The organism is Bradyrhizobium sp., from assembly GCF_027307225.1.
GTDB lineage: Bacteria > Pseudomonadota > Alphaproteobacteria > Rhizobiales > Xanthobacteraceae > Bradyrhizobium.
In genome coordinates this window covers 28,041-39,434 of record NZ_DAHUXJ010000058.1, presented here as the reverse complement: position 1 = coordinate 39,434, position 11,394 = coordinate 28,041, and the positions used below count along the sequence as shown (strand labels likewise).

General features: G+C 61.6%; 12 protein-coding genes. 5 read left to right on the top strand and 7 right to left on the bottom strand.

The window, feature by feature from the left end; translation table 11 throughout:
• Positions 1-175: 175 nt before the first annotated feature.
• Together lptG and lptF are read right to left on the bottom strand one after the other, a co-directional pair.
• Positions 176-1,273: an LPS export ABC transporter permease LptG gene (gene lptG / locus M6D32_RS10220; RefSeq protein ID WP_298255779.1), complete on the bottom strand. Its 1,098-nt coding sequence runs from the start codon at positions 1,271-1,273 to the stop codon at positions 176-178.
• Positions 1,270-2,436, bottom strand: a complete 1,167-nt coding sequence (gene lptF / locus M6D32_RS10215) for an LPS export ABC transporter permease LptF (protein WP_298255778.1) — start codon at positions 2,434-2,436, stop codon at positions 1,270-1,272. The genes lptG and lptF overlap by 4 nt, the downstream gene beginning before the upstream one ends.
• Positions 2,437-3,039: 603 nt before the next feature.
• Between lptF and M6D32_RS10210 the strand changes: the two genes are divergently transcribed.
• The 3 genes from M6D32_RS10210 to M6D32_RS10200 all read left to right on the top strand — a co-directional run bounded on the left by M6D32_RS10210 (position 3,040) and on the right by M6D32_RS10200 (position 5,676).
• Positions 3,040-4,542: a leucyl aminopeptidase gene (locus M6D32_RS10210; RefSeq protein WP_298255777.1), complete on the top strand. Its 1,503-nt coding sequence runs from the start codon at positions 3,040-3,042 to the stop codon at positions 4,540-4,542.
• Complete coding sequence (locus M6D32_RS10205; protein WP_298255776.1) at positions 4,539-4,991, top strand: DNA polymerase III subunit chi; 453 nt, start codon at positions 4,539-4,541, stop codon at positions 4,989-4,991. Before M6D32_RS10210 ends, M6D32_RS10205 begins: the two co-directional genes overlap by 4 nt.
• Positions 4,992-5,160: 169 nt before the next feature.
• Positions 5,161-5,676: a hypothetical protein gene (locus M6D32_RS10200; RefSeq protein ID WP_298255781.1), complete on the top strand. Its 516-nt coding sequence runs from the start codon at positions 5,161-5,163 to the stop codon at positions 5,674-5,676.
• A gap of 9 nt (positions 5,677-5,685) precedes the next feature.
• Here the strand turns inward: M6D32_RS10200 and M6D32_RS10195 are convergent, their stop codons facing one another.
• The 4 genes from M6D32_RS10195 to M6D32_RS10180 all read right to left on the bottom strand — a co-directional run bounded on the left by M6D32_RS10195 (position 5,686) and on the right by M6D32_RS10180 (position 8,641).
• On the bottom strand, positions 5,686-7,566 hold the full coding sequence (locus tag M6D32_RS10195) for an ABC-F family ATP-binding cassette domain-containing protein (protein WP_298255775.1): 1,881 nt from the start codon (positions 7,564-7,566) through the stop codon (positions 5,686-5,688).
• Between the two features lie 101 nt (positions 7,567-7,667).
• Positions 7,668-7,859: a hypothetical protein gene (locus M6D32_RS10190; RefSeq protein ID WP_298255774.1), complete on the bottom strand. Its 192-nt coding sequence runs from the start codon at positions 7,857-7,859 to the stop codon at positions 7,668-7,670.
• 219 nt (positions 7,860-8,078) lie between these two features.
• Positions 8,079-8,336 carry a sulfur globule protein precursor gene (locus M6D32_RS10185; protein WP_298255773.1) on the bottom strand — a complete coding sequence of 86 codons (258 nt, stop codon included), beginning with the start codon at positions 8,334-8,336 and terminating at the stop codon, positions 8,079-8,081.
• A gap of 137 nt (positions 8,337-8,473) precedes the next feature.
• On the bottom strand, positions 8,474-8,641 hold the full coding sequence (locus M6D32_RS10180) for a hypothetical protein (protein WP_298255772.1): 168 nt from the start codon (positions 8,639-8,641) through the stop codon (positions 8,474-8,476).
• On the opposite strand from M6D32_RS10180, the gene ndk reads away from it, so the two are divergent.
• Both ndk and M6D32_RS10170 read left to right on the top strand, forming a co-directional pair.
• A complete protein-coding gene (ndk, locus tag M6D32_RS10175) occupies positions 8,616-9,038 on the top strand; it encodes a nucleoside-diphosphate kinase (RefSeq protein WP_298255771.1) in 423 nt (140 codons plus the stop codon). The genes M6D32_RS10180 and ndk overlap by 26 nt on opposite strands.
• A 40-nt stretch (positions 9,039-9,078) precedes the next feature.
• Positions 9,079-9,894 (top strand): YjbE family putative metal transport protein, encoded by an 816-nt coding sequence (locus M6D32_RS10170; protein ID WP_298255770.1) that lies wholly within the window; start codon positions 9,079-9,081, stop codon positions 9,892-9,894.
• Here M6D32_RS10170 and ppx read toward each other — a convergent pair.
• Positions 9,884-11,386 carry an exopolyphosphatase gene (ppx, locus tag M6D32_RS10165; RefSeq protein ID WP_298255769.1) on the bottom strand — a complete coding sequence of 501 codons (1,503 nt, stop codon included), beginning with the start codon at positions 11,384-11,386 and terminating at the stop codon, positions 9,884-9,886. The genes M6D32_RS10170 and ppx overlap by 11 nt on opposite strands.
• Positions 11,387-11,394 lie beyond the last annotated feature (8 nt).

The window sequence follows — 11,394 nt, the reverse complement described above, 5'->3', positions numbered from 1 at the left end:
GTTTGCGCAAACGCGGCTGGCGAGCTTGCAAGCCCCAGGACAGCTGACACCAGCAAGCCCAGCGCGGCCGCAAAGATCGTTTCCCGGATGCAGGTCGCGCGAGTCACCACACCGCGCGCAGATCGACGCCGGCGAATCGCAGCCAGTCCTTTTTGGAGGGCGGCAACCACAGCCACTACCCGTCCTCCTGGTATAACAAGGCCAAAAAGCCGGTGAGGCCGCCAACGCATACGGGCAGCCACGCCGAAGCGATCGGATGCATCAGCTCAGCCTTGCTCAAATCCTCGGTTACTTTGATCAGAACGTAGAGCAGAAAGCCTGCGCCCACGCCACTCAAAACCATCTTTTGGACACCGCCAAAACGGAAGAAGCGAAGGCTCACGGCGGCGGCCAGCATGACTGTCGCAGCCAGCAAAAAAGGCTGTGCAATCAACTTATGATATTGCAGCCGATAGCCCGCCGTCGCGAAGCCCGAGCTTTCGGACGAGCGGATGTAGTCGGGAAGTTGCCAAAAGGACACAGTTTCCGGGGTGGAGAAGCTGTTCCGGACCTGGGCAGGTGAAAGGCTGGTGGCGAGCCTAAAGCTGTCCTGGTCGACCGGCGGGCCATCCAGTGTGTAGCGGCGGACCGATTTGAATAGCCAATATCCATCTTCCAGGGTCGCCTGCTGCGCCTCAATTCGCTCCTTGAATTGATTGTCGTTGTCGAAGCGGAATACCGTCAGCCCGGTCAGCCGCACGCCCTGTCTCTCGCTGCGGGCGGCGTTGATGATGGCTTGTCCGTCGCTGTTGACCTGATTGATCCAGAACCCGGCCGCATCCTGCACGCCGCCGCCTGGGGCGTTGCCGAACAGCTGCGCTTCCATTCGTTTGGAAACTTCACGAAGGTAAGCGGACATCGGATTGTAGGCGATCGTCGCAAGCACTCCGATCACCAGCGCGCTGGCAAGGGCAGGGGCGATGAACTGCCAGGCTGAAACGCCCGCCGCCCGCGCCACTACGAGTTCAAGTCGCCGCGACAGCGCCAGATAGCACGTCATGGCCCCGATCTGGATGCAAAACGGCATCATCTTTTCGAGCAGCTGCGGCACCCGAAATAGCGATGTTTCCGCGACCGCGATGGCGGAAACATCCGCAAGTCCCGATGTTTTCCGCACCATTTCGATGTAGTCGACGAGCACCAGCAGCACGAAGATGGCGGCAAAGACGCCGAGCGCCGCCACCACGAAGCGGCCGGCGAAATAGCGTCCGAGCGTATTGGTGACCATGCTCATGCGACAGCCGGCCGCCTGAAGAGCCGCAGGATTCGTTCGTTAGATCGATTGATCGCTTCGATCAGGCCGGCGGGAGGCTCGATCACGACGCCGGCGATGATGATCCAGAAGCTGACGCCGATCGCGGCGAACAGCATCAGATATTGAACAACCGCTGCGGCCGGCGATTTCACCGTCAGGACCGAGCAGGCGAATCCCGCCATCCGTATTCCGAACACGGCAAGGATCGAGCCGCCGATCGAAAAGTTCCGGCTCTGACGCGTGGTCCGCGGTGCGCCAAGAAAGGCAAAGGTGAGAGCGGCAAATGCAAACGGATAGATCGGCGACAGGAAGCGATCGTGCAATTCCGCGCGAAACTGTCCCGGCAGTTGCTTGTAGATCGGATCGGATTCGTCGGGGGTCATCAATTCCCAGAGATAGCGTTCGCGAATACCGAGCGTGACATCGTGATTCTGGTTGAACTTCGACATATCGAAGCCATAGCGGCCGAATGCGACCAGCGCCGGGTCGCGTTTGCCGACCTCAAACCGCTGCAGATTCCCATCCTCGAGAATCAGGAACGAGCCACCCTCGCTCTTCACGACCGTGCCGTGGTCGGCGATGATGCTGACGCGTTCCTTCGGGTCGCGGCGGTCATCGATGAAGATGCCCTTGAGAAGGCCTCCGGGCAGCCGTTCGCGGATTCGAATGGTCAGATTCTGATCGAGTTGGGCGAAGCGGCCGGGCTGCAGGACGTTGGTGAGCACGTCAGCGGTAATGTCTGCGTCCCATTGCTTGATCCGCCGCAGGCCTTCGGGCGCGAGATAAGCGGCGATAAAGGCCACCAGGAGCGCAACCACAAGCGTTGCAAAAATAAACGGACGAAACAGCCGTACGGGCGAAAAGCCTGCCGCATTCATGACGATGATTTCCGAATCGGTCGCCAGCTTGTTCAGCGTATGCGAGACCGCGATCATCAATGCGATCGGCGCGATAATCAGGACCAGCGCCGGAATGACGAGGCTGGTGATGCCGAGGAAGGTCAGGATCGTCTGGCCCTGGCTCGTCATCAAGTCGATGCCGCGCAAAGCTTGGGTAATCCAGATCACCCCGGTCAGGCTGACCAGGACCAGCGCAAACGACGCCAGCGTCGTGCGAAAGATATACTTGTCGATCGACCCCATCGCTAACCGTACGGTCCCATTCGGCACACTTTTGCAGCGGTTCGCGGCCAATCCCGATTGGGATCCCCTTTGGCCGGCCCGCCGTATTCAGCTTGGCATCACCTTCTCACTACCATCCCTTTGATCCGTCAACAAAATGGCTGAGCCGTGGCGGCCTTGGCAGATGGTTAAAATTTTGGATTAGTGGCCCTGCCGCCACGGTGGCGGAGTGGATTTGCACAAGCCACGGGCCGGGAAGTTCAACGCCGATCCCAAACCGTGGCGGAATCGGGCAAATGAGCCACTCCAAGGCTCCGATTCCGAAGCTCGCATCATACCGCTCACAACAACTGATGCGAACTTCGAAGCTCCAGCAACATATTGATTCCACGGGCCTTGAATTTGAAGTTTCCATCAAGGACTAGCCGCGGCACCGGTAGGAACTTCAAAGTCGCCGTCCCGCGGCCCGATTCTTACGGTTCGCCTTGCACAAGCGCTTGGCAGCGCGGCAATTGGCAGGTCATATTGTGACGAATTCAATGTCCATCACAGCCGGGAAAAGGGCTTTCGCGCAGGCGGATGGTCTTTCGCCGACGACAGCCCTGATTCTTGGAGGATTTGCTTATGACCGACGCCGTTAAGGTCGGCTTCGTCCCATTTTCTGCCGCTCCGGGCGGCATCCTCGTGGCCTTCTGCGGCCATGGGCTGGAATTCGGTCCGGCCACCCGAAAAGCCCTGGGACCAGCTCTCAGTCTCGTCGAGGGGGCGGCCGAAACCAACCAGTTCAAGGGAAAAAATGGCTCGATTCTGGACATTCTCGCGCCGCAAGGGGTTAAGGCCAAACGCCTTGTCGTGATCGGGACGGGCAAGCCCGCCGAGCTGAAAGACCACGATTTTCTCAAGCTGGGTGGTACGCTCGCCGGCAAGCTGACCGCCAGGGCCGACACGGTCACCGTCATCGCCGAACTGCCCAAGGGCACGATGAGTGCGGATCAGGCCGCGGCCGTGGCCGCAGGCATCCGCCTGAGGGCCTACAAGTTCGATCGCTACAAGACCAGGAAAAAGGACGGCGAGGAGGCGGCTTTACGGGCCAATGTCTCGATCGCCGTCGGTGACCCTTCGGCTGCTCGCAAGGCCTTTGCACCCAATGCAAATATCGTGGACGGGGTCACCACCGCGCGGGATCTGGTCAACGAACCGCCGAACGTGTTGTTTCCGGTCGAATTCGCGCGGCGGGCCGGCCGATTGCGCAAGCTTGGCGTACAGGTCGACGTGCTCGATGTCGCTGCCATGAAGAAACTCGGCATGGGCGCGTTGCTCGGTGTCGCCCAGGGCTCCACGCAGCCCGGTCGTACCGTGATCATGCGTTGGAACGGCGGCAAGCGCGGCGATCAGCCGGTGGCCTTCATCGGAAAGGGCGTTTGCTTCGATACCGGCGGCATCTCGATCAAGCCCGCCGGCAGCATGGAAGACATGAAGGGCGATATGGGTGGCGCGGCCTGCGTCGTCGGGCTGATGCAGGCGCTGGCGGCGCGAAAAGCCAAGGCGAACGTGGTCGGTGCGATCGGGGTCGTCGAAAACATGCCCGATGGCAACGCGCAACGTCCGGGCGATATCGTGACCTCGATGTCCGGCCAAACCATCGAAATCATCAATACCGATGCCGAGGGACGGCTGGTGCTCGCGGACGTACTTTGGTACGTCGCCAAGAAGTTCAAGCCGAAATTCATGGTCGATCTCGCCACGCTGACCGGCGCCATCATGGTCGCGCTCGGCACCGAATATGCCGGCCTGTTTTCGAATAATGACGAACTGGCCGAGCGTCTGACCAAGGTCGGGCTCGCGACAGGCGAGCGCGTCTGGCGCATGCCGCTGGGACCCGAATACGACAAACAGATCGATTCGCAGTTCGCCGACATGAAAAACACCGGTACCCGAAACGGCGGGTCAATTACCGCCGCGCAGTTCCTGCAACGCTTTGTCGATGGCACCCCCTGGGCCCACCTCGATATCGCAGGCACGGCGATGGGGGCGCCAAAAACCGAGATCAACCAGAGCTGGGGATCCGGCTTCGGCGTGCGCCTGCTGGACCGGCTTGTGGCGCAGCATTACGAAGGCAAGCGATGACCGAGGTTTTGTTCTACCATCTGCAAGACATGAGGGTGGAGAACGTGTTGCCGCCGCTGCTCGAAAAATCGATGGAACGCGGCTGGCGGGTCGTCGTCCAGTCGACCTCCGAGGAGCGCGCCGAGGCACTGGATGCGCATCTGTGGACGTATCGCGAGGATTCCTTTTTGCCGCACGCGAGCTGGCGCGTGACCGACGCCGAGGATCATCCGATCATTCTGGCGGTCGAGGACGGTAACCCGAACCGCGCCAATGTCAGGTTTCTGGTCGACAACGCGCCCCTGCCAGCGGACTCGGAACTGTATGATCGCGTCGTCCTTATCTTCAACGGCGACGACACCGATGCGCTCGCTGCGGCGCGGCGGTCGTGGAGCGACTGCAAGGCGCGTGGATTCGACGTAACCTATTGGCAGGCCGACGAGAGAGGCCGATGGCAGAGGCGCGATTAACCTGTTCCATCGTTGATGATAGTCTATGGTTTTGGCAGGTGGCCCTGTATAAAGGCCACGCTCGTGCCGCAAATTGATGGTCGGACAATCGCTTAAGGCGAGGGGTGAGAACTAGTTGGTCGTGCGAGACAATCGGAAATCATTGCTGGTGCTGCTTCTGGCCGCCCCTATGCTGGCGGGCTGCGGGGCTACGGCTTCGGATATTTTCTCTTCCGATCTGCTGTCCAAGGACGCCGGATGGTTTTCGCGCAACGGCAGGCTTATCATCAAGAACGTCTCAATTGAAACGCCGCCGCTGACGCCCGACAAGCCGGTGACGGCCGCAGATCTTGTCAGCGCCGAAGGTGCCTGCCCGGGGATGGCGGCGAACGTTCCAACGAACGCCAATGCGTCGACGGACGGTGCGCTTGCGCCCGCACCCGCTGCCACCGGCACCGTTGCGCTCGGCCACACCGAATGCGACGTCGTCCGTGGCATTGGCGCGCCGGCCTCGGTCAACATTTCCAGGAACGAACGCGGCGATCGCCTCACGGTGGTCAATTTCACGCAGGGCGCGCGTGCCGGAATCTACACTTTTACCGCAGGCCGATTGACGTCGATCGAGCGTGGCGCTGAACCGGTTGTCGAGCCGAAAGTCGCCAAGCCGAAAAAGAAGAAGAAGGCAGCCGCACCGGCGCCGGCCTGATTGCATCCGTCAGACCTGACGCGCGGCATCATCGAATTCCGAACTTGCCTCTAGCCAATCTTCCTCGGCCTTCGTCAGCGCTTCCGCGGCGCTTGCGCGGGCCTTGCCGAGCTGGGCGGCCTGTTTTGGGTCACGCGTAAACAAATCCGGCAAGGCCAGCGCGGCATCGATCTTGGCAATGATGCCACTGATACGCCTCATCTCCGCTTCGGCCTCCGCAATTCGCTGTCTGGGCGGAATTCGCTTTTCCTTTGGGCGCGACGAAGTCGTATCGATTCGCGCGTTTCGTTCGGGTCCGCGCTCTCGCGAAGCGATCTTCGCGCCACGTATCGACAAGACGGTCCGCCGGTAGTCGTCGAGGTCGCCGTCGTAGCTTGTCACGGTGCGATCGGCGACCACCCAAAGCCGATCGGCGCAGGCCTCGATCAGGTAACGGTCGTGCGAGACCATGATGACGGCGCCGGCAAATTCGTTGATCGCCTCTGCCAGGGCCGCACGGCTATCGATGTCGAGATGGTTGGTCGGTTCGTCCAGAATGATCATGTTGGGGCCGAAGAATGTCGCAAGCCCGAGCAGCAGCCGCGCCTTCTCGCCGCCCGAGAGGCTTTTCACTGGTGTATCGGCAGCCTTCCCGGAGAAGCCGATGGCGCCGATACGGCCGCGAATCTTGCTCTCGACCGCGTCAGGCATCAGCTTGCGGACATGTTCGTAGGGCGAAGTATCGGGATTGAGCTCGTCGAGCTGATGCTGGGCGAAGTAGCCGACCGAGAGTTTGTCGGCCCGGGTAACGTTGCCCGAAAACGGCGCAAGCCGGCCCGCGAGTAGCTTGACCAGGGTCGACTTGCCATTGCCGTTGGCGCCCAACAGCGCGATGCGATCGTCTGTGTCAATCCGCAGCGTCACACGGTTGAGAACCGGCGGCTTCGGGTCGTAGCCCACCGACACGTTATCGACGGCAATGATCGGCGGCGACAACATCTTTTCGGGCTGCGGGAAGATGATCTCGCGAGCCTCCTGGGTGACGAGCGCCGTCACCGGTTTCATTCGCTCCAGCATCTTGACGCGAGACTGCGCCTGACGGGCTTTCGAAGCCTTGGCCTTGAAGCGGTCCACGAACGCTTGCAGCCGCTTGCGCTCATCTGCCTGCCGTTTTGCATGCTTGGCATCCAGCAGTTCGCGCGCGGCGCGCTGCTCCTCGAACGCGGAATAGCTGCCTTTGTAGAGCGTGAGCTTGCCGCGATCGAGATGCAGGATCTGATCGACCGAGGTTTCCAGGAGGTCGCGGTCGTGGCTGATCACGATCATGGTGCGCGGATAATTGGCCAGATGATCTTCAAGCCAAAGCGTGCCTTCGAGGTCGAGATAGTTGGTTGGCTCGTCGAGCAATAACAGGTCGGGTGCGGAGAACAGCGTTGCCGCAAGTGCCACGCGCATGCGCCAGCCGCCGGAGAATTCGGCGCAAGGTCGGTGCTGGTCGTCTGGCGAAAAACCCAGGCCGCTGAGGATGGCCGCCGCGCGGGCCGGCGCCGAGTGCGCCTCGATGTCCGCAAGCCGGGTCTGAATTTCGGCGATACGAATGGGATGGCTCGCCGCATCCGCTTCGCGCATCAGCGCCTCGCGCTCGCGATCGGCTTTCAGGACGACCTCGATCAGTTTTTCCGGACCGTCCGGCGCTTCCTGTGCGAGGCTTCCGATAGTCCAGCGGGGAGGGATCGCGACGGTCCCGGTCTCGGTCGGCAAATCGCCGCGGATGGCGTGAAACAGCGTCGATTTGCCGGCGCCGTTTCGGCCGACAAAGCCCACGCGCGCGCCCGGCGTAATCTGCACGGAGCTGCGCTCGATCAAAAGCCGTCCGGCAATGCGGACCGAAATGTCTGACATCGTGAGCATGCGGGCTTTTCACCGCAGCCGCGGCAAAACGCAACCCGTATATTTCGATTCGACAGCTGGGAAGGGTCTCACCCAAGCGGCGGTCGCCGCTGCTCGTCGTCCTAATGCGACTTCCAACCATCGGCCTGATCGCGTCTTCGCAACTCGTCGATGAGGTGCTCGAGATGAGATGATGGGCTAGCCGATTCCGGACGCAAAACGTGTTGAAGGCGCTCGCCGACAGCGTCACAGATCGCCCGGCTGGACCTGCGGTCGAGCGATTCGACCTCGTTGTCAGTGTGTCGGCTTTTCATGGCTGCTTCCGTATCCCGATCGTCCGTTCCGTTCAGGTGACGGCATACCAAGTCGACGGAATGCAATTTGTTTCCGGTTACCGGGGCTTCCCCAGGTTCTTGGCTAATTTTTTATAAATTTTCTATGCTTCCGGAAGGGAACGCCGAGGCTCCCGACCGCCTGTGGTGGGGACCCTCTGTTGCGAGCCGCTCGGGTAGGATCAGTAGCAGCGGGTAGGATCAGTAGCAGCGGTTGATCAACCGCCAGCGAGGCCCAAAGGGCGTCGGGACGAGCCGTCGCACGTAGCAGCCGCCATATCCGCCATAATTGCCGTAGCCGCCGTAGTAGATCGGTCCGCCGACAAGGATGCGCGGACCGCCCCAGCCATGGTGCCAGCCGCCATGCCACCCGCCCCAGGCGGAAGCGGAGGTGGGGGCCAGCGCCGCCGCGCCAAGCGAAACCGCGGCAACGAAAGTGAGCGAGAGTTTGCGAAACATCGTCGTCTCCTCTGTGTTGGGCGCCTTCGGCGCCAAGGTTGAAAGGGGCCTTCCTTGGACGCCATTTCGAAGCTGTGCGGCGTCCTATTGGGAAAGACCCTACGCCGGGGCGGGTGAACGAGAGCGGGACGAGCGTTTCAGAAAAGCTTCATCTGGGTGAATTCGGCGTAATTCTGCGCCAATTGGCGGGTCGAGCAGGTCATCGCATCGCTTGCCGTGCGCGGGCCGCGCCGATATAAGCCCGCAACTTCCATCGGCGCTTTTCTCAAGGATGAAACCATGGCGATCGAACGCACCTTTTCCATCATCAAGCCGGACGCGACGGCTCGCAACCTGACCGGCGCCGTCAACGCGCTGATCGAAAAAGCCGGCCTTCGCATTGTTGGACAAAAGCGAATTCACATGACGCGCGCGCAGGCGGAAGCCTTCTACGCCGTCCACAAGGCCCGTCCGTTCTTTGGCGAACTGGTTGAGTTCATGACGTCCGGCCCGGTGGTCGTTCAGGTGCTCGAAGGCGAAAACGCGGTGCTCAAATATCGTGAAGTTATGGGCGCGACCGATCCGTCCAAGGCGGCCGAAGGTACGATCCGCAAGGCTCATGCGAAGTCGATCGGCGAGAACTCGGTGCATGGCTCGGACGCTGCGGAAACGGCGGCGATCGAGATCGCCCAGTTTTTCTCCGGCAATGAGATCATCGGCTGATTGACGGCAGCGTAGGCGCGCCGTCTCAAAGGGGAAGGCTGTGAACGCGCTGTTGCAGCTCGTTGATCCCGCCGGCGGCGGCGGCTTTTTGGCGCAGCTGCGGGCCGATTTGCAAACGCCGGTGTTCTGGCTGGCGGTCGGCAAGATCATCTGGATCAACGTTCTGTTGTCAGGCGACAACGCGCTCGTGATTGCAATGGCTTGCCGCGGCCTGCGTGGCCGCCGCCGGCTCTGGGGCATGATCATCGGCGCAGGCATCGCCGTCGTGCTCCTGATCGTGTTCACCGGCGTCGTCGCCACACTGATGGCGCTGCCTTATCTGAAGCTGATCGGCGGCCTCGCGCTGCTCGTGATCGCGGCCAAGCTGCTCGTGCCCGAAAACGAGGATGACGAAATCGCGGCCGGCACCACGCTGTGGCATGCGATCCGCATCGTCGTCATTGCCGACATCGTCATGAGCCTCGACAATGTGATTGCGGTCGCGGCCGCTGCCAACGGCCAGCTCTCGCTTCTCATCCTCGGTCTTGCCATCAGTATCCCGATGATTGTCGCGGGCGCCGCGCTGATCGCGATGGTCCTCGATCGTTTTCCGATACTGGTATGGCTCGGTGCAATCCTGCTGGGCTGGATTGCCGGCGATGTGATCGAAAGCGATCCCGCCGTCCAACCCTTGTTGCATCGCCTCCTCAACGGCACAATTGCGCTTCCTATCGAGGCCAAATCGGTAACCTTTGGCGTCTCTCGGCATGTCGTCGGATATTTGGCTTCGATACTCGGTGCGATCATTGTATTGGTCGCTGGATCGATATGGCGGTATGTCCGGCTGAGACAGCATTCCCCAAAATCTAGCGCCTGACGATCGATCCGGAGCGGCCGACGAGCCGCGCGAGCTGCTTGAAACGGCTGCCGACGCGATCGGCAACGAGATCGACCAGTCTGTGCTCGAACACCAGCATCAGCTTGCGGCCGTGAGTCCGGAAGTGGGTCGCCGGCAGCACGCCAGGCCGTGCGGCCGATATCAGATGGGCGACGCGGAACGCTGCACCCAGCAGGCGGGCGCGTTCAAGCATAGCAGGAGGCACCATTTCCCGCATGGTTTCCGGCGGCTCGTTCTCTTCGCTCAATCCTGCATAGCGGTAGAACACCGACAGGGCGACAAAGGCGCGGCCCTGATGGCCGATCGAACCGAAATTCCCGTTGGTGATGAGGTTGAGTGTTTCCTCGCCGCGGTGATCGGGATGCACCCGCCAGCCGATATCCGACAAGAGACACGCGGCGTGCCGCAGACGCCGATCTTCCCCCGTCTCATGCAACTTGACGACCCGCACGAACCGGTCCGTCCACTCGATCAGTTCCTGGGCGTGGCGCGCTGATCGGGACAGCAGTTGATTAAGCTTCTGCGCGGCGCAGAGGAAGCCGTCCTTGGCGCGTTCCGCCTCGGGAAGCATTTCGTAGAGCAGTCCCTCGCGCACGCCGAAGGTCGAAAACACGATGGTTTTGGGACGGACAACGCGAATGACATATTCGAGGACGAGGGCGGCGTAAGCGAGTAGCGGCCGTCTGGCGTCGGCAATGACCTCGATATTGGCCAGCATGTCTGCGGCCACCAGGCGGCGCAGCCGCCGGACGAAGTCGAGCGCATCCTGGGCCGGAATGGAATAGCCGTGCATCACACCGAGCGGGTATTCGCTCTGGATGATGTGGATGCGCGCCAGCGCGCGCCAGGTGCCACCCACCGCATAGAAGGTACGGCCGCGCCCACTTCGGATCTGCGCAACGTCGGACAACTCGGACCTGACGATACGTTCGGCGCGCTTCAGCGATTTGTGCGACAGGTCCTGCAATGCAAGGCTGCCGAGTGGAAGCGTCAGCCCGCCGCGCACGCGGTTGCCGCGTACATCGATCAGCTCCAGCGAGCCGCCGCCGAGATCGCCGACGATGCCATCCGGTCGGTGGACGCCGGAGATGACGCCGAGTGCCGACAATTTCGCCTCGCGCGGGCCGGATAGGATTTCGATTTTGGTCCCGCAAATGCGCTCGGCCTTGGCAATGAAGTCGGGACCGTTGCTGGCGTCGCGGCAGGCGGCGGTTGCGATCGCATAAACGCGCCCGATATTCATCACCCTGCACAGCGCCCGAAAACGGCGCAGCGAGGTCAGAGCCTTGGCAACGGCATCGGGGGCAAGCAAGCCTGTCGATTGGACTTCGCGGCCGAGGCCACACAGCGCCTTTTCGTTGAAGATCGTGATCAGGCTTCGCGCCATCGCCTCGTAGACGACGAGACGCACCGAATTCGAGCCGATGTCGATGACTGCGACGCTCGCGGCGCGCTTGCGCGCCCGCTTCACAGCTCGTT

What these genes read in the sequence shown, in the direction of transcription:
- lptG (WP_298255779.1), bottom strand. Translation starts at nt 1,273, where the DNA reads ATGAGCATGGTCACCAATACGCTCGGACGCTATTTCGCCGGCCGCTTC.
- lptF (WP_298255778.1), bottom strand. Translation starts at nt 2,436, where the DNA reads ATGGGGTCGATCGACAAGTATATCTTTCGCACGACGCTGGCGTCGTTT.
- M6D32_RS10210 (WP_298255777.1), top strand. Translation starts at nt 3,040, where the DNA reads ATGACCGACGCCGTTAAGGTCGGCTTCGTCCCATTTTCTGCCGCTCCG.
- M6D32_RS10205 (WP_298255776.1), top strand. Translation starts at nt 4,539, where the DNA reads ATGACCGAGGTTTTGTTCTACCATCTGCAAGACATGAGGGTGGAGAAC.
- M6D32_RS10200 (WP_298255781.1), top strand. Translation starts at nt 5,161, where the DNA reads ATGCTGGCGGGCTGCGGGGCTACGGCTTCGGATATTTTCTCTTCCGAT.
- M6D32_RS10195 (WP_298255775.1), bottom strand. Translation starts at nt 7,566, where the DNA reads ATGCTCACGATGTCAGACATTTCGGTCCGCATTGCCGGACGGCTTTTG.
- M6D32_RS10190 (WP_298255774.1), bottom strand. Translation starts at nt 7,859, where the DNA reads ATGAAAAGCCGACACACTGACAACGAGGTCGAATCGCTCGACCGCAGG.
- M6D32_RS10185 (WP_298255773.1), bottom strand. Translation starts at nt 8,336, where the DNA reads ATGTTTCGCAAACTCTCGCTCACTTTCGTTGCCGCGGTTTCGCTTGGC.
- ndk (WP_298255771.1), top strand. Translation starts at nt 8,616, where the DNA reads ATGGCGATCGAACGCACCTTTTCCATCATCAAGCCGGACGCGACGGCT.
- M6D32_RS10180 (WP_298255772.1), bottom strand. Translation starts at nt 8,641, where the DNA reads ATGGAAAAGGTGCGTTCGATCGCCATGGTTTCATCCTTGAGAAAAGCG.